Annotated in this window: 16 protein-coding genes; 10 read left to right on the top strand and 6 right to left on the bottom strand. The window is 66.0% G+C overall.

Going from position 1 to position 17,021, the window contains the following annotated elements; genetic code table 11:
• Positions 1–22: 22 nt before the first annotated feature.
• From trpB to A9D14_RS04455, 5 genes are read left to right on the top strand one after another with little or no spacing between them, the layout of a single operon-like run.
• Entirely contained in the window at positions 23–1,285 is a 1,263-nt protein-coding gene (trpB, locus tag A9D14_RS04475) for a tryptophan synthase subunit beta (protein ID WP_066843288.1), read from the top strand.
• Complete coding sequence (locus A9D14_RS04470) at positions 1,282–1,464, top strand: hypothetical protein (RefSeq protein ID WP_066843286.1); 183 nt, start codon at positions 1,282–1,284, stop codon at positions 1,462–1,464. Before trpB ends, A9D14_RS04470 begins: the two co-directional genes overlap by 4 nt.
• Positions 1,464–2,252 (top strand): tryptophan synthase subunit alpha, encoded by a 789-nt coding sequence (gene trpA / locus A9D14_RS04465; protein ID WP_066843284.1) that lies wholly within the window; start codon positions 1,464–1,466, stop codon positions 2,250–2,252. Before A9D14_RS04470 ends, trpA begins: the two co-directional genes overlap by 1 nt.
• Positions 2,252–3,103 (top strand): acetyl-CoA carboxylase, carboxyltransferase subunit beta, encoded by an 852-nt coding sequence (accD, locus tag A9D14_RS04460; RefSeq protein WP_066843282.1) that lies wholly within the window; start codon positions 2,252–2,254, stop codon positions 3,101–3,103. Before trpA ends, accD begins: the two co-directional genes overlap by 1 nt.
• A 23-nt stretch (positions 3,104–3,126) precedes the next feature.
• Positions 3,127–4,449, top strand: coding sequence for a bifunctional folylpolyglutamate synthase/dihydrofolate synthase (locus A9D14_RS04455; RefSeq protein ID WP_066843280.1), 1,323 nt, complete (start codon positions 3,127–3,129; stop codon positions 4,447–4,449).
• On the opposite strand, the gene A9D14_RS04450 is transcribed toward A9D14_RS04455, so the two are convergent.
• Complete coding sequence (locus tag A9D14_RS04450) at positions 4,446–6,200, bottom strand: AmpG family muropeptide MFS transporter (protein WP_083987629.1); 1,755 nt, start codon at positions 6,198–6,200, stop codon at positions 4,446–4,448. The two genes, A9D14_RS04455 and A9D14_RS04450, sit on opposite strands and share 4 nt — an antisense overlap.
• The gene (locus A9D14_RS20255) at positions 6,197–6,325 is read right to left on the bottom strand and encodes a hypothetical protein (protein WP_269769215.1); all 129 of its coding nucleotides are present in this window, start codon (positions 6,323–6,325) and stop codon (positions 6,197–6,199) included. Before A9D14_RS20255 ends, A9D14_RS04450 begins: the two co-directional genes overlap by 4 nt.
• 126 nt (positions 6,326–6,451) lie before the next feature.
• Here A9D14_RS20255 and A9D14_RS04445 point away from each other — a divergent pair, with 126 nt between their 5' ends.
• Positions 6,452–7,273 carry a pseudouridine synthase gene (locus A9D14_RS04445; RefSeq protein WP_232468763.1) on the top strand — a complete coding sequence of 274 codons (822 nt, stop codon included), beginning with the start codon at positions 6,452–6,454 and terminating at the stop codon, positions 7,271–7,273.
• 20 nt (positions 7,274–7,293) lie between these two features.
• Positions 7,294–7,839: a 16S rRNA (guanine(966)-N(2))-methyltransferase RsmD gene (rsmD, locus tag A9D14_RS04440; RefSeq protein WP_066848236.1), complete on the top strand. Its 546-nt coding sequence runs from the start codon at positions 7,294–7,296 to the stop codon at positions 7,837–7,839.
• 87 nt (positions 7,840–7,926) lie between these two features.
• Here the strand turns inward: rsmD and A9D14_RS04435 are convergent, their stop codons facing one another.
• Positions 7,927–8,499, bottom strand: coding sequence for a hypothetical protein (locus A9D14_RS04435; protein WP_157668132.1), 573 nt, complete (start codon positions 8,497–8,499; stop codon positions 7,927–7,929).
• Between the two features lie 135 nt (positions 8,500–8,634).
• Here A9D14_RS04435 and A9D14_RS04430 point away from each other — a divergent pair, with 135 nt between their 5' ends.
• On the top strand, positions 8,635–10,959 hold the full coding sequence (locus tag A9D14_RS04430; protein ID WP_066843276.1) for an ATP-dependent helicase: 2,325 nt from the start codon (positions 8,635–8,637) through the stop codon (positions 10,957–10,959).
• Positions 10,960–10,982: 23 nt separating this feature from the next.
• Here A9D14_RS04430 and A9D14_RS04425 read toward each other — a convergent pair whose 3' ends face one another.
• The gene (locus A9D14_RS04425) at positions 10,983–12,404 is read right to left on the bottom strand and encodes a DEAD/DEAH box helicase (RefSeq protein WP_066843275.1); all 1,422 of its coding nucleotides are present in this window, start codon (positions 12,402–12,404) and stop codon (positions 10,983–10,985) included.
• Positions 12,405–12,594: 190 nt separating this feature from the next.
• A complete protein-coding gene (locus A9D14_RS04420; RefSeq protein ID WP_066843273.1) occupies positions 12,595–13,122 on the bottom strand; it encodes a hypothetical protein in 528 nt (175 codons plus the stop codon).
• 143 nt (positions 13,123–13,265) lie between these two features.
• Between A9D14_RS04420 and A9D14_RS04415 the strand changes: the two genes are divergently transcribed.
• On the top strand, positions 13,266–14,708 hold the full coding sequence (locus tag A9D14_RS04415) for an FAD-binding oxidoreductase (RefSeq protein WP_066843271.1): 1,443 nt from the start codon (positions 13,266–13,268) through the stop codon (positions 14,706–14,708).
• Between the two features lie 176 nt (positions 14,709–14,884).
• Complete coding sequence (locus A9D14_RS04410) at positions 14,885–15,661, top strand: SapC family protein (protein ID WP_066843269.1); 777 nt, start codon at positions 14,885–14,887, stop codon at positions 15,659–15,661.
• 250 nt (positions 15,662–15,911) lie between these two features.
• Here the strand turns inward: A9D14_RS04410 and A9D14_RS04405 are convergent, their stop codons facing one another.
• Entirely contained in the window at positions 15,912–16,886 is a 975-nt protein-coding gene (locus A9D14_RS04405; protein WP_066848234.1) for an N-formylglutamate amidohydrolase, read from the bottom strand.
• Between the last annotated feature and the right edge of the window lie 135 nt (positions 16,887–17,021).

Here is a 17,021-nt window from a genome sequence, read left to right as displayed (position 1 = left end):
CTCGCTCTGCCAATCGCGAGCCATGACCGACACCATCACCAGCGATCTGCCCAACAGCTACAGGACCCAGCCGGACGAGCGTGGCCATTTCGGCCAGTTCGGCGGGCGCTATGTTTCCGAAACGCTGATGCCGCTGATCCTCGACCTGGAACGCGAATATCGCGCGGCCAAGGAAGACCCCGCCTTCCGCGAACAGTTCGAGGATCTGCTGGAGCATTATGTCGGCCGCCCCAGCCCGCTCTATTACGCCGAGCGGCTGACCGATGAAGTGCGCAGGAACGCGCCTGATGGACCCAATGGTGAGAAGAGGGGCGCGCAGATCTGGTTCAAGCGAGACGAGCTGAACCATACCGGCGCGCACAAGATCAACAATTGCATCGGCCAGATCCTGCTGGCGATCCGCATGGGCAAGACCCGCATCATCGCGGAAACCGGCGCGGGCCAGCACGGCGTTGCGACTGCAACCGTGTGCGCGCGGTTTGGCCTGCCCTGCGTGATCTACATGGGCGCCACCGATGTCGAACGGCAGCAGCCCAACGTGTTCCGCATGAAGCTGCTGGGCGCCGAAGTCGTGCCGGTGAAGGCAGGCGCGGCCACACTGAAGGACGCCATGAACGAGGCGCTGCGCGACTGGGTCGCGAATGTGCACGACACCTTTTACATCATCGGCACCGCTGCCGGCCCGCATCCCTATCCTGAGCTGGTGCGCGATTTCCAGTCGGTGATCGGGCGCGAGGCACGCGCGCAATTGCTGGACCGCGTCGGCCGGCTGCCCGACGTCTGCGTCGCGGCGATCGGCGGCGGATCGAACGCCATTGGGCTGTTCCACCCGTTCCTCGACGACAAGGATGTCGCGTTGCTGGGAGTGGAAGCCGCGGGCCACGGGCTGGACAAGGAGCATGCCGCGTCGCTGGCGGGGGGTGCCCCCGGCATTCTGCATGGCAACAAGACCTATCTGCTGCAGGACGAGGACGGCCAGATCACCGAGGGCCACTCGATCAGCGCAGGCCTCGACTATCCGGGCATCGGTCCCGAACACGCTTGGCTGCGCGATATCGGCCGCGTCGAATATACCAGCGCGACCGATCGGGATGCGCTCGACGCGTTCCAGCTCTTGTGCCGGACCGAGGGGATCATCCCCGCGCTGGAACCCAGCCACGCCATCGCCGCCGTGGTGGAGCGCGCGCGCGAGATGGACCGCGACCGGATCGTGCTGTGCAATCTGTGCGGGCGCGGCGACAAGGACATCTTCACCGTCGCCAAGGCGCTGGGGGTGGAGATATGAACCTCGTCGCGAGGGTCGGCACCGATTTCGCGCTGTTCTTCACCTCGCTGATCGGGGCGATATTGCTGACGCGCTATATTCTGGACCGCGTGATCGCCGTGTCGCTGACCGACCTGATAGAGGCCGCGATCGCGGCGCTGATCATCGCGCTAGGCCGCACGCTGCTCGGGAAGAACTGATGACCCGTTTCGAACAAACCTTTGCCAGGCCCCATCCGGCGCTCGTCTGCTTCTTGACGGCGGGCGACGGCGATACGGCGGCCAATCTCGACGCGCTGGTCGCGGGCGGGGCCGACGTGATCGAGCTGGGCATGCCCTTCACCGATCCGATGGCCGACGGTCCGGCGATCCAGCTGGCGAACCTGCGCGCTCTGGGTGCAGGCACCAGAACCGCCGACGTGCTGCGGATCGCCGCCGACTTTCGCGCGCGGCATCCCGACGTTCCGCTGGTGCTGATGGGCTATGCCAATCCGATGGTGCGGCGCGGAGCGGGCTGGTTCGCGCAAGCTGCCAGGGACGCGGGCGTGGACGGCGTGATCTGCGTTGACATCCCGCCCGAGGAAGACGATTCGCTGGGCACTGCCCTGCGCGCCGAGGGGCTGGCCGCGATCCGCCTGGCGACGCCGACCAGCGATGCGAAGCGCCTGCCCGCGATACTGGAAGGGTCGGGCGGCTTTCTGTATTATGTGTCGGTCGCGGGCATCACCGGATCGCAGCAGGCCGCGCAGGACAGCATCGACGACGCGGTCGCCCGGCTCAAGGCCGCGACCGACCTGCCGGTCTGCGTCGGCTTCGGCGTGCGCACGCCCGAACAGGCGGGCGCCATCGCGCGCGTGGCCGATGGCGTGGTGGTCGGATCGGCGCTGGTTGATCTTGTGGCGAAACATGGCCACGACGCGCCCGATCATATTCGTGAAGTGACCGCCGCGCTGGCCGATGCCGTGCATGCGGCGAGGGAGACCGTCTGATGAGCTGGCTGAGTGAAGTCCGCAAGCGCCTGCCGTTCGCGCCCAAGCGCGACACGCCCGACAATCTGTGGCGCAAGTGCCCCGGCTGCGGCGAGATGCTGTTCACCAAGGAGTATGAGGACAACCTCTGGGTATGTCCGCGATGCGAGCATCACGGCCGCATCGGTGCCGACACCCGCCTGGGGCAGGTGATGGACGAAGGCTATACGATCCTGCCCGCGCCGCGGGTCAAGGAAGACCCGCTGAAGTTCAGGGACACCAAGAAATACGCCGACCGGTTGCGCGCGGCACGGTCGGGCGCGCCGCATCCCGATGCGCTGACGACGGCGGAAGGCCGGATCGATGGCCGCAAGGCGGTCGTCGGGGTCCAGGATTTCGGCTTCATGGGCGGTTCGATGGGCATGGCCGTGGGCGATGCCTTCGTGGCCGGTGTGCAGCGCGCGGTCGAGACGGGCAGCCCCTATGTCATCTTCACCGCTGCGGGCGGCGCGCGGATGCAGGAAGGCATTCTCTCTCTGATGCAGATGCCGCGCACCACCGTGGCGATCCGGCGGCTGCATGATGCGGGCCTGCCCTATATCGTCGTACTGACCGATCCGACCACGGGCGGCGTCACTGCCAGCTATGCGATGCTGGGCGACGTGCAGATTGCCGAACCCAATGCGCTGATCGGTTTTGCGGGCCAACGAGTCATCCAGGACACCATCCGCGAGCAGCTGCCCGAAGGGTTCCAGCGGTCGGAATATCTGCACGAGCATGGGATGCTCGACATGGTGGTCCCGCGCGGCGAGATGAAGGAAACGCTGGCGCGGACCATCGACTATCTGACCACCGCCCGGCAAGCGGCCTGACGCCGGCTGTAGCGGCGCCCAGCATGCGTGATTTCGCCGTGTCAGACGATCCGCGCGTGCAGGCGCAGCTCGACCGGCTTGAGGCGCTGTCGCTGCCGCAGGGGCGGCTTGGGCTGGACGCTATTCGCGCCCTGCTGGACCGTCTGGGCAATCCGCACCAATCGATGCCGCCCGTGTTCCACATCGCGGGCACCAACGGCAAAGGTTCGACCAGCGCGTTCCTGCGCTTCATGCTGGAAGCAGATGGCAAGCGGGTCCACCAGTTCACCAGCCCGCATCTTGTCCGGTATAACGAGCGGATCCGGTTGGCGGGCGAGCTGATTTCCGACGCGGAACTCGCCGGACTGCTCGCCGAAGTGCTGGACGCGGGTGAGGATGTCGGCGCCAGCTTTTTCGAGGTCACCACCGCCGCGGCGTTCCTGGCGTTCAGCCGCACCCCCGCCGACGCCTGCGTGATAGAGGTCGGTCTGGGCGGACGGTTCGATGCCTCGAACGTGCTGGAGCACCCCGCGGTCTGCGGCATCGCGACCCTGGGCATGGATCACGAACGTTTCCTGCTGGCCCCCGACGACAGCGCACCTGTCCATCCCCTCGCCCGCATCGCGTTCGAGAAAGCGGGGATCGCAAAGCCCGGAGTGCCGCTTGTCACGCAGGCCTATGCACCGGAAGCAGAGGACGCGATTGCCGCCATCGCCGCCAGCAGGGGCTGTCCGCTGCACCGGCGCGGCCATGACTGGCATGCGGCTGCAGGCGATGCGATCCAGTACCGCGACCGGCATGGCGAGCTGATCCTGCCCCTGCCCGCCCTTCCGGGCGCGCACCAGGCATACAATGCGGCGCTGGCCGTCGCCATGCTGCGCCATCAGGACAGGATTTCGGTCAGCGATGCGGCAATGGCCCGGGGCATCAGGGAAGCGCGCTGGCCCGCGCGGCTGCAATGGCTGTCGGAAGGTCCGCTTTCAGCGCTTGCGGCGCCCTCCCCGCTGCTGCTCGATGGCGGGCACAATCCCGATGCGGCGCGGGTTCTGGCTGCCTATCTGGCGGGGCTTGACGGCCCGGTGCATGCGATCTGCGCTATGCTGGACAACAAGGACGCGCGCGGGTTCCTGGGCCCGATCGCTCCTTTTCTCGCCAGCCTGACAGCCGTGCCGATCGCGGGCCATGCCTGCCATCCGCCGGAACTGCTCGCCGGGGTCGCGGGCGAGCTCGGCGCCGCGTCCGGCACCGCCCCATCGGTCGTGGATGCGCTGGAGCGGCTTCGCGGGACCGACGGGCCGATCCTGATCTGCGGCTCGCTCTATCTTGCGGGCATGGTGTTGCGCGCCAATCGGGAACTGCCGGACTAGCCGCCCGCTTCCGGTGCGACCACGCCTGCGCGGCGGCCAAGACGCGCCTGGCGGATCCATTCGACGATGCAGGCCGCCACCGCGATCATGCCCAGCGCAGTGGTCAGGATGAATACCGGGTAATAGCCATCCTCGTCGATCATCTGGCCCAGCGCGCCGCGTCCCAGCGTGCCGATCAGGAAGGTAAGCGAAGACAGCAGCGCATATTGCACCGCCGAATATCCCTTGGCCGTGATCGACGACAGATAGGCCACCAGCGCCGCGCCTGCGAGGCCGCCGGCCACATTCTCGCCCGCGATGGCCATCATCAGCTTGGCCAGCCGCAAATCGCCGCCCAGCCATTCGACCAGCGTGGTGAAGCCGGTGTAGGTCGACACCAGCTCCATATAGGTGCCGCCCAGCGCCAGATCGGCATAAAGCAGGTTCGACAGCGCTGCGGTCAGCGCCCCGATGAACAGCACCGCCATCCGTCCGATGAAGCTGAACAGCGCGCCGCCCAGCATGATGCCGAACATCAGCGCGCCGACGCCGAAACCCTTGGACGCGATCGCGACCTCGTCCTTGGTGTACTGCAGTTCGCCCAGGTAGAACGGATAGGCGAAGCTGCCCCATACCGTGTCGGTAAAGCGATAGGACAGCACAAGCGTCAGCACGATGATCACCGCCCAGCCGAGCCGGCCCACGAATTCGGTCAGCGGCAGGATCAGCGCGCGATAGCCATGGTCGACGAAACCGTCCCACACGCCCTGCTTCGCCGCTTGGGTGCTAAGGGTATAGCGACCCTTGCGCCGCCAGTTTTCCAGAACTGCCGCGATGATGACCGGCACGACCACCGTCGCGATCACGATGATCGGTCCCATGCCGGTGATGAATTCTACCGAATCGGGCCGCGCATCGGGGTTCGAGCTGAGCGAGCGGAACATGAATACGCCGACCGTGATCAGCGCCCAGCCCCAAAGCACGCCCACGATGGACAATGCCCAGCCGCGCACGCGGGGGTGCAATTGCCCGGCGTCGCGCAATTCGCGCAGCGCCTCGTCGTCCGCCGCGATCGAGGCGACGGACTGCTCCGCCTCGGGCGCGAAGATGGCTGCGGCGGCGATGGCGAGCATCAGCACGCCCATGATCGCATAGACCGTGGGCCAGTCGGTACGGTCCGCGATCACCAGCGCCAGCGCGCCGCCGACCAGCACCGCGGTGCGCCAGCCCAGCTGGTACACGGTTGACAGGATATCGATGGTCGCCTCGTGGTCGGCGACATCGACGCGCCAGGCATCCATCACCACGTCCTGCGTCGCGCCCGCGAATGCCCCCACGGCCGCCATCAGCGACAGCACGCCGATGGCCCCCGCCGGATCGAGCCGGGAGACGACCAGCAGCACGCCGCCCAGCAGGAACTGCGCGGTCACGATCCACTGCTTGCGGTGCCCGAGCCGCTTGAGGCCGGGCAGATCGACCTGGTCCAGCAGCGGCGACCACAGGAACTTGAAGGCATAGGTAAGGCCGATCAGCGAGAACACGCCCATCGTTTCAAGGTCGATCGCCGTATCGCTCATCCACGCATACAGCGTCGAGAGCAGCAGCGTATAGGGCAGGCCCGAGGCGAAGCCGAACAGCAGCATATAGACGGTCTTGCGGTTCTTCAGAGCGGCAGCCAGCGCCCGCCAGCCGGGCTTCTTCCTTGCCGGGGCAGTCTCGCTCTCGCTGGGTGCCGCGCCAGTGGCGTCGCCGGTTACGGGTGTGCTGCTCATCCGCTCTCCTTCAATCGGGCCGGGTGTAAGGCCCATTGCGACCCGCGCGCAATCACCGCTGCCTGCTTGTCACCCGACTTGGCGAGCGTGTCACCCGACTTGCGCGAAGCTGCGCGATGGCGCATGGCGCGCCCCTGAACGGACATGATGTCCCGCGTACCAATGACAGGCGAAGCGATTTGACCGGCGACAAGCGCCCCCCTTCCCGCAATAACCGACCCGCCCGCGATCGAGTAGGCGGCAGGACCGGCGTGCGCCGTCCGTCGGGCAAGCCTGCAAGTGCGCGGACCAAGGGCCCGACGGAGCCATCGCCCGACCTGCCAAGGCGCGACAGCGACCGTATCGCCAAGCTGCTCGCCCGAGCAGGCATCGCCTCGCGCCGCGAGGTGGAGCGCATGATCGCCGAGGGGCGTGTCGCGATCGACGGAGAGGTGCTGGACACGCCCGCGACCGTGCTGACCAGCCTCAAGGGCGTGACGGTCGACGGCAAGCTCGTCGCCGCCCCCGAGCAGGCGCGCCTGTTCTGCTTCCATAAGCCGCAAGGCCTGCTGACTGCAGAGCGCGATCCCGCCGGTCGTCCCACGATTTATACCGCCTTGCGCAATGCGGTGCCGCCGGGCGTGCCGCGGCTGATGCCGGTGGGCCGGCTCGACCTCAATACCGAGGGGCTGTTGCTGCTGACCAATGATGGCGAGCTGAAGCGCGCGCTGGAACTGCCCGCGACCGGCGTGCCGCGCACCTATCGCGCGCGGACCTTCGGCGACATCACGCAGGCGCAGCTGGAAGATCTGATGGACGGGATCGAGATAGACGGCGTCCGCTATGGCCAGATCGACGCCAACATGGAGCGGCGGACCGGCCGCAACCAATGGATAGAGCTGACGCTGACCGAGGGCAAGAACCGCGAGGTGCGCCGCGTGCTGGAGCATCTTGGGCTGAAGGTATCGCGCCTGCTGCGGCTTGCCTATGGACCGTTCGTGCTGGGCGACCTGCCGCGCGGCCAGGCGGCGGAAGTGCCGCAAAAGGACGTCGAGCGGCTGCGCAAGTCGCTGAAGGCGGACAAGAGCGCGTGAAGCCCGGCAAGCCGACCGGCCTGCGCATCATCGCGGGCGAGTGGCGTGGTCGCCGCCTCGTCGCTCCCGAAGGCGATGCGACGCGCCCGACCGCCGACCGCACGCGCGAGGCGCTGTTCTCGATGCTTGTCAGCCGCCTCGGCAGTTTCGAGGGTCTTTTCGTCGCCGATCTCTTTGCCGGTTCGGGGGCGCCGGGGCTGGAGGCATTGTCGCGCGGCGCTGCGCGGGCGCTGTTCGTCGAACAGGATCCCGCGGCGATCCGGGTCTTGCGCGCGAATATCGCGTCGCTCGGCGCGCAGCAGCGCTGCGATGTGCGGGCTGGATCGGTCTTGTCGCTTGCGCGGACCGAAAATGCGCCCGACTTGATCCTGATGGATCCGCCCTATGGCACGGGCGCAGGCGCGGTTGCTCTGGACCGGCTGGACCGGCTGGGCTGGATCGAACCGGCCACCTGGATCAGCATCGAGACATCGAGGGATGAGGATGTCGCGGTAAAGGGCTTCATCGCCGAAGCCGTGCGCGACAGCGGCAAGGCGCGGCTGCACCTGCTTCGCAAGACGGCTTGAAAAGCAGAAGGGATGGCCGCGCGAAAAGCGGGCCATCCCTTCCTTTGGTTCGCACTTTCGCCGTAAAGCGAGCGGACGAACAAATTCTTACATATTCGAATCGGACTGCATCTTTTCCTGCGCGCTCATCTGGCTGGCGGGCTGACCCGGCCAGTGGTCCAACGGAACATTGCCGTAATTCTTGCCGGCTTCGCGCGGGTTGATGCAATTATTCGTTCGGCCATCGGTGCATAGCGGATATTCGCCCTGATGCGGGGGCGGAGCGTCTTGGACGACAGGATTGCTACGCATAACCATGTTGGAGTTCGATGACTGCGTCGTGCCGGTCATCCCGCTCGTGGTCGCCGGCGGGCTCGACGAAAGTTGCGACTCGATCGCAGTCCAGGTCTGCTGCTGCTGCATCGGCGTCATCGTTGCGATCTGCGAACGCTGATCGACGCTGAGCATCCAGTACGCTTCTTGCTGCGTCGGCGTCAGGGTCCAGTAATAGGTCTGGTATTCGGTCGGCCAGCCCATGAATTCGGCCTGCCGCTCGGCGGGCCAGCTATCGTACTGGGATTGCTGCATGGCCGTCATCTGCGGGGCCATGTCCTGTGCGTGGATGGCGACCGGTGCGGCGCCCAGCATCAGGGCTGCGCCGGTAATAAGTAGTCGTCGCATGAGGTTTCTCCTTTGGTTGGAATTCCTCTTTCCTCGCCTTGTCTACGATTGCGCGGGGCAAAACGTTCCGGGGCCGGCCAGATATGCCCCGCCGGGCGGCTTGCGCCGGGCGGCTGCGTTCCCTAACTGTTCGCAATGTCCGACAGCGCACTTACTCCGCCCCGCTCCGCCCTCACCCATGCCCGGGAGCCTTGGCTGGAGTCTCTCAACGCCCCCCAGCGCGAGGCGGTGCTGACGACCGAGGGACCGGTGCTGATGCTCGCGGGCGCGGGCACCGGCAAGACGGCGGCGCTGACCGCCCGTCTGGCGCATCTGGTCGCCAGCCGGCGCGCATGGCCGAGCGAGATCCTGTGCGTCACCTTCACCAACAAGGCCGCGCGCGAGATGCGCGAGAGGGTCGGCGGGCTGATCGGCCCCGCGGTCGAAGGCATGCCGTGGCTTGGCACGTTCCACGCCATCGCAGCCCGGATGCTGCGCAAGCATGCCGAACTAGTCGGCCTGCAGTCCAATTACACGATCATCGATACCGACGACCAGATCCGCCTGCTGAAGCAGCTGATCGTGGCCAACGACCTGGATGAAAAGCGCTGGCCAGCCCGGCAGCTGGCCGGGCTGATCGATCGCTGGAAGAACCGCGGCCTGCTTCCCGGCGAGCTGGATGCAGCCGAGAACGAGGCCTATGCCAATGGCCGGGGCGAGCAGATGTACCGGCTCTACCAGGACCGGCTGAAGGCGCTGAACGCCTGCGACTTCGGCGATCTGCTGCTGCACATGGTGACGATCCTCAAGGCGCATGGCGACGTGCAGGCCGAATATCGCCGCCGCTTCAAATATATCATGGTGGACGAATACCAAGACACCAACACCGTCCAGTACCTCTGGCTGCGGCTGCTGGCCGAGGTGAAGGGCGATGCAGGCCACAATATCTGCGTGGTGGGCGACGACGACCAGTCGATCTATTCCTGGCGCGGGGCGGAGGTCGCCAATATCCTTCGCTTCGAACGCGATTTTCCCGGCGCGACGATCATCAAGCTGGAACAGAACTATCGCTCCACGCCGCAGATCCTGGCCGCCGCATCGACCCTGATCGGCGCAAACAGCGAGCGGCTTGGCAAGACGCTGTGGACCGAGAAGCCCGAGGGCGAGAAGCTGCGCGTGATCGGCGTCTGGGACGGTCCGGAAGAAGCGCGCCGCGTGGGCGAAGATGCCGAGACGCTGATGCGCGACGGCATAAAGCTGGCCAATGCCGCGATCCTGGTTCGCGCGCAGTTCCAGACCCGCGAGTTCGAGGACCGGTTCATCCAGATCGGGCTGAACTATCGCATCGTGGGCGGCTTCCGCTTCTACGAACGTGCGGAGATCCGCGATGCGCTGGCCTATCTGCGGGTCATCGCGCAGCCGTCGGACGACCTCGCCTTCGAGCGGATCTACAATACGCCCAAGCGCGGGCTGGGCCAGAAGACGCTGGAAAAGCTGCACCGCCATGCGCGGCAGGCGAACATGCCGCTGGCCGCAGCCGCGCTCGACATTTGCGATACCGACGAATTGCCGCCGCGCGCGCGCAATACGGTCGTCGACCTGATGCGCAGTTTCGCGCGCTGGCGCGAGGAAGCGAAGACGCTGGCCCCCGCCGAACTCGCGCGCATGGTGCTGGACGAAAGCGGCTACACCGAGGCGCTGCAGGCGGAAAAGAGCGCCGAGGCCGCCGGGCGGCTAGAAAACCTGTCCGAACTTGCGCGGGCGATGGAGGAATACGAAACGCTGGGCGCGTTTTTGGAGCATGTCAGCCTGGTGATGGACAACGATTCGGCGGACGACGCCGACACCATCACGATCATGACGATGCATGCCGCCAAGGGCCTGGAGTTCGACCATGTCTTCCTCCCCGGCTGGGAAGAAGGCGTGTTCCCGTCGCAGCGTTCGCTAGACGAGGGCGGATTGAAGTCGCTGGAGGAAGAGCGCAGGCTTGCCTATGTGGCGATCACGCGGGCCCGCAAGCGGTGCACCATCCTGCATGCCGCCAATCGCCGCATCTATGGCCAGTGGACCAGCGCGATCCCGTCCCGCTTCGTCGAGGAGCTGCCCGAGGACATGATCGAGATGGAAACGACCATGACCGGCGGCGCATCGCTATGGCGCGCCAGCTTCAGCGAGCGGGACGACCCGTTCGCGCATGTCGCGGCCACGCAGCCGTCACGCACCATGACACGCGGGCCTGGCTTCCGCCGGGCTTCGCAGGGGCAATACGATCCCGCGCCCAAGCGCATTGTCGAGGCGGGGCGCAGCGCCGCCAGCTTTGCCGCCAAACCGCGGACCGACATCGCCATTGGACAGCGCGTCTTCCACGACAAGTTCGGCTATGGCCAGGTGATGGGGCAGGAAGGCAACAAGCTCGAGATCGAGTTCGAGCAAGCCGGCAACAAGCGCCTGCTAGACAGCTTCGTAAGGCCCGCCGACTAGCAGCGGGCCCCGGATCCGGCCCTTCAGCCCGCGGAGAATCCCAGGAATTCGGGGATCGGACCATTCCACTCGCCGGGCTTGCTCGGCTCTTCGCGGTGATCGCGGCGGTCGCGGCGCGGTGCGGGTTCCTTACGGCTCTCGCTTCTGGGTGCGCGCTCGCGAACTTCGCGCTTCGGCTCGCTTTCGCGGCTTTCGTCGGGCTTGGGCTCGCGCTCGCGGCTTTCGGGCCTGGGTTCGCGTTCCCGGCGGGGCTTCGCCTCGCGCTTGGGCTTCTCGGCGCGCGGCTTGCGCTCGCGCTTTTCCTCGCGCTCCTCGCCCTGCCCTTCGCTTTCGGCCAGGTCGAACACCGGAATCTCGTTGCCCGTCAGCTTCTCGACGTTCGAAATCGCCTCGGCGTCCTCGGCGGTGACGAAGGTGAAGGCACGCCCCTTGGCCCCCGCCCGGCCCGTGCGGCCGACGCGGTGGACATAGTCGTCGGGATGCCACGGCGTGTCATAGTTGAAGACGTGGCTGACGCCCTTCACGTCCAGCCCGCGCGCGGCGACGTCGCTGGCGCACAGGATGTTGATCTTGCCTTCCTTGAACAGCGCCAGCTCGGCCAGGCGCGAGGACTGGTCCATGTCGCCATGGATCTCGCCGGTCTTGAAACCGTCGCGCTGCAGGCTCTTGTTCAGATCGCGCACCGTGGTCTTGCGATTGGCAAAGACGATGGCGGTGCTGACATTGTCCTCGACCAGCAACTTGCGCAGCACGTCGCGCTTCGCCCTGGCAGAGGTGCGGATCTTGAACTGCTCGATATCCTTGTTCGTGCTGGCCGCGCGGCTGACCTCGATCGTCTTGGGGTTCGAGAGGAACTTGTCGGCCAGCTTCTTGATCGGCGGCGGCATGGTCGCGGAAAACAGCAGCGTCTGGCGATTGGTCGGCAGCTTGGTGCAGATATGCTCAATATCCGGGATGAACCCCATGTCCAGCATGCGGTCCGCCTCGTCGATCACCAGCAAGTCGCAGCCGGTCAGCAGGATCTTGCCCCGCTCGAACAGATCCATCAGGCGGCCCGGTGTGGCGATCAGCACGTCGACACCTTCGTCCAGCGCCTTGACCTGGTCGCCCATCTGCACGCCGCCGATCAGCAGCGCCATCTTCAGATCGTGGTTCGATCCGTAATTCTCGAAATTCTCAGCCACCTGGGCGGCCAGTTCGCGCGTCGGTTCCAGGATCAGCGAACGCGGCATGCGCGCGCGCCGGCGGCCGTGGGCCAGGATGTCGATCATGGGCAGAACGAAGCTGGCGGTCTTGCCGGTGCCGGTCTGCGCGATCCCGATCAGGTCGCGCATCATCAGGACCGACGGGATCGCCTGCGCCTGAATGGCAGTCGGCTCATCGTAACCGGCCGTGGAGACCGATTTCAGCAATTCGTCGGATAGGCCGAGATCGGCAAACTTCATTCAGTGATCCTGCAGGACGTGTTAAACGGATATGGCGGAAAGCGGGCCATGACCCGTCCCGCGAAATCGGCGACACCTGATGCGCGAATTGCGTCAACAGGGCGACCACCGGCGTACCGGCCAGCCGCCTATGCGCGCAGCAGGCCAAAAGTCAAGGGAAAGCGCGAGTCGGTCAGGCGGCGTCTGGCGCCTAATCCTTGTCCTTCTCCTCGGGCGGCAAACGCGAAAAACCGCCCAGCGTGCAATCCGCGCCCGACCGGGCATGCAGCCTCTCTCGCCCGGCGCACAGCATTCCGTCTTTCGGGCGTTCGACATAGAAGCCCGAATAGAACGCCTGAACCGGGCAGGACCGCTCGAAACTGGCGGAAACGATGCTGCGGTCGCGCATGAACAGCAGGATGCGCCGCCCTTCGGCTAGCCGCACGCCGGCGACATCCCCCAGCGGGATGCAGCCGCCCTTCACGTCGCTGGCGCTCGATTCCGCGCGCGCCAGTTCGGTCGCCGAGGGGACCGGCATGTCCGATCGAGACCGCCTTGCGCTAAATGGCGTGATGCGGACGATGACCCTGCGCTCGACCCGCAGCTGGTGCTGAACGGGCTCGAACGATTCGCTAAAGATCTGGTCGGAACGGGGGCCGGCCGGATCGCCGCGCATTTCGACCGGTACGGCAGCATGGCCAAGCATGATCGCTGCAAGAAAGGCAAGCCCGCTCGCCATAGGCAGTGTCCGTCCCTTGTCAGCCCAGCCGCGCAAAAGCGATCGCGGCGCGTCCCGGGCGGTGCCTTGCAGGGCCGGCATTTAACGTCCGCTGAACCGCCGCCGATTGCGGGATCGTTCATAGCTGTGGCATGAGGCACGGCATGAGCGAAACGATCACCAGACCCGATCCCGTCGTCAGCGGGGCACAGGACATTCTCGGCACACGCGGCCTTCTCGTGGACCCCGAAATGATCGAGCCGTGGCTAACCGACTGGCGGGGCCGCTATCACGGCAAGGCGCGCGCCCTTGCCCAGCCCGAAACTGCCGCTGAACTGTCGGCGCTGGTCAGGCTGTGTGCGCGCATGAACGTCCCGCTGGTGCCCCAGGGCGGCAATAGTGGCATGGTGGGCGGAGCGACCCCGGACGAAAGCGGGCAGGCGATCCTGCTGTCGCTGCGCCGCATGAACGCCCTGCGCATCGATGCGGCGACATCGACGGCGGACTGCGGCGCGGGCGTGATACTGCAGACCTTGCACGAAGCGGCGGCGGCACAGGATCTGCGCTTTCCCCTTTCACTGGGCGGCAAGGGTTCGGCGACCGTCGGCGGGCTGATTTCGACCAATGCGGGCGGCACCCAGGTCCTGCGCCACGGCACCATGCGTGCGCTGGTGGAGGGGCTGGAAGTGGTACTGGCCGACGGGTCGATCCTGGACCTGACTTCCGCGCTTAAAAAGGACAATCGCGGCTTCGACCTGAAGCAATTGTGGATCGGTTCGGAAGGGACGCTGGGCATCGTCACCCGGGCGGTCGTCCGGCTGATCCCCGCGATTGCCGAGCGGCGCGTCGCGTGGGCAGGGGTCGACACCATCCACGATGCGCGGCGCCTTTTGCTGCATTGCCAGCAGGCGCTTCCACAGGCGCTGGAAGGGTTCGAGGTGATACCGCGCGACTGCCTCGACCATGTGCTGGTCTATATGCCCGATGCGCAGCCGCCGCTGGCGCAGCGTCATGGCTGGAACGTGCTGATGGAATTCGACGCTGACAGGGATGCGGCCGCGTCGCTGGGCGAAGCGGTCGAGAATGTGCTGGCGAATGCGTTCGAAAGCGGACTGATCGATGATGCGGTGATCGCCGCGAACGAGACGCAGGCCGAGGCGTTCTGGGAACTGCGCGAAAATGTCGCCTCTGCCGAACGGCAGCGCGGCCCCGCCCGCCAGCACGACATCTCGGTCCCGGTCGAACTGATGCCCGACCTGCTGGACCGGGCCGAACGCGAGATACCCGAGCAGTTCCCCGGCGTCGAAGTGGTCGGCTTCGGCCATCTGGGCGACGGCAATATCCATCTGCATACGATCGCTCCGCAAGGCGTCGATGTCGATGAGTGGGAGCGCGGCGATGGAGCGCGCATCAGCGAGCTCGTCTATCGCATGGTCACCGATCACGGCGGATCGATCAGCGCTGAACACGGGATCGGGCAGGACAAGCTGAAGGCCCTGCAGGAAACGCGCGATCCGGTGGCGATGGACGTCATGCGCGCGGTGAAGCAGGCTCTCGATCCCCATGGGCTGCTGAATCCGGGCAAGCTCGTCGCCCCGAAAGGCTGATCGCCGCGGCAGGGGCCTGTCGCCGTGCGGCGGACTTACGGCAGTTTTTCCCCGAAACGCCCGCCGAACCGCGTTCCTTGCCTTGCACCCGTGCGGTCCAGCGCCTAAAGCGCCGGGCCAGAGCCAGCGTTCCCACGCACCCGGTTTCGATCCATTCAGATTTCTGGAGACTTCCCATGGCGAGCGCGCCGCAAAAGGCTAATCTTCCGCTGTTCTACAACAACCTTATCCCGCTCAACTCAAGCGCGCATGCCAACTGGCGCGCGAGGAGCACGGACAAGGCCCCCTGGCTTGCCGGGAACCACGCCATTCCGCTGACGGTCGAGGAATTCCCCCAGGCGCAGCGCCATTTCCCGATCGTGTTCACCGCCGGCAACAACCCCGTCCCCATCGCGCTTATGGGTCTGAACGAGGGTGTGAACACCTATTTCGACGACGAAGGCACGATGATCGACACGGTCTACGTGCCCGCCTATGTGCGCCGCTATCCGTTCCTGCTGGCCAAGCTGGATGCGCAGAGCGACCAGCTTTCGCTGTGCGTCGATCCCGATAGCGGCCTGGTCGGCGAATTCGACGAGGGCGAGGCGCTGTTCACCGACGGGCAGCCCAGCACCGCAACGCAGAACATCCTGAAGTTCAACGAGCAGTTCGAACAGGCGGGCATGAAGACGCAGAACTTCATGGACGAGCTGAAGAAGCACGATCTGCTGATGGACGGCGAAGTCTCTATCCGACGCGACGACAGCGAGCAGCCGTTCGTGTATCGCGGCTTCCAGATGGTGGACCAGGCCAAGCTGCGCGAACTGCGCGGCGATGTCCTGCGCGGCTGGAACCAGAACGGGTTGATCGCCCTGATCTTCGCGCATCTTTTCTCGCTGGACCTGACCCGCGATATCTTCGCGCGCCAGATCGGTCAGGGCAAAGGCCCGGTGAAGGTACAGGCGAACGTCTGAACGGCGCTGAACTTCGGTCTGTCGCATTTCTGACCGGAAATGCGACAGATTTTCCCGAATAATGTTTTTTGTTGATTGATGCCTTCTTGCAACAGCCAGGCCGATCGCATATATCTCGAATTGTCCGTTGCGGGCTTCCCTCATGGCCCCGCGGACTGGTGCGAGCGATTGCACCACCTCCCTGAACCTTGACCACCTCGTGCCATGTGCGCGAGGTGGTTTTTTATGGCCCGTAGCGAATGGCCCGCCTTTATTCGGCGGCTTCGGAATATCTGCTGCTGCCACGTAGCACGGCGGTCAGCACTTCGGCCAGTCGGGCGACAAGCCGCGTCTCGCCAGCGACGCCGCCTTCCATGGGCTGCCCTTGATCGTCCAGATAGCGCGCGCGGTCGATCTCAAGCTGCACGGCATGAATGTCCCGCCTGGGCCGCCCATGCCGGTCTAGGACATAGCCGCCGGCATATGGGCGGTTATAGGCGGGAGAGCCGAACGAGCGGGCCAGCAATTCCATCGCCGCCCCCGACAAGGCCGAAGCGCAGCTTGCTCCGAAACGGTCGCCCAGCACATGGGTCGCGGCAGGCGCCCTGCCCTGTTTCGGAAGGCTGGGCATCGAATGCAGGTCTATCAGTATGGCATGGCCGTGCATCTCGCGCAGGCGGTCGAGCTCCGCGTCCAGCGCGAGGTGATAGGGCACGTGAACCCCCGCGATGCGCCGGTCCGCCTCTTCGCTGGTCATCGGCTGGCGCCACAATTCGCCCATGCCCGGCAGCCGCCTGGGAAACAGCCCAAGCCCGCGGGCCGAGCGGGGCTGCTGGTACGGCATGCCCGTCGTTTCGGGTCGCGGCACGGGCGGGTCGCCGGAGAACATTCCGCGGTCGATGTCGCCGAGATCGCGGTTCAGATCGATGATGGCCCGCGGTACATGGGCCAGCAACAGGCTTGCCCCGCAGTCGCTTGCCGCGGCGCGGCCGACAAGGTCGACGAAGCGATCCTCGAGCCGGTGGGCGGCCGGTGCGCCGTGTCGCATCGCCTCGAGCACGCCGGGCGCATAGGCCCTTCCCGCATGCGGCACCGCGATCAGCACCGGCAGTGCGGACGGCCCGCCGCGGTGCATGGTGAACGCGGGCCGGGACGTTCCCGGCACGGATCCGCCGCTTTCGATACCGCCGAAAGCCGCCTTCTGGCGCTCTCCCGGCCACGATTCGCCCTTGTTTCGCTGCGGCATGTTGTCATTCATCGGCGGCAGGCTGCGACGAGGAACGGCACGGGTCAATGGCTGCCTGTTTCAAAGCTACACAGAGTGCGTCAAAACCTCCCCTTATCGAGAGGATGGTATATAGGGGTTCGCAGTTCGGTGGCC

It is taken from the genome of Croceicoccus marinus (genome assembly GCF_001661675.2).
Taxonomy (GTDB): Bacteria; Pseudomonadota; Alphaproteobacteria; order Sphingomonadales; family Sphingomonadaceae; genus Croceicoccus; species Croceicoccus marinus.
The sequence above is the reverse complement of the archived record's forward strand: the minus strand, read 5'-3'. Positions and strand labels throughout refer to the sequence as shown.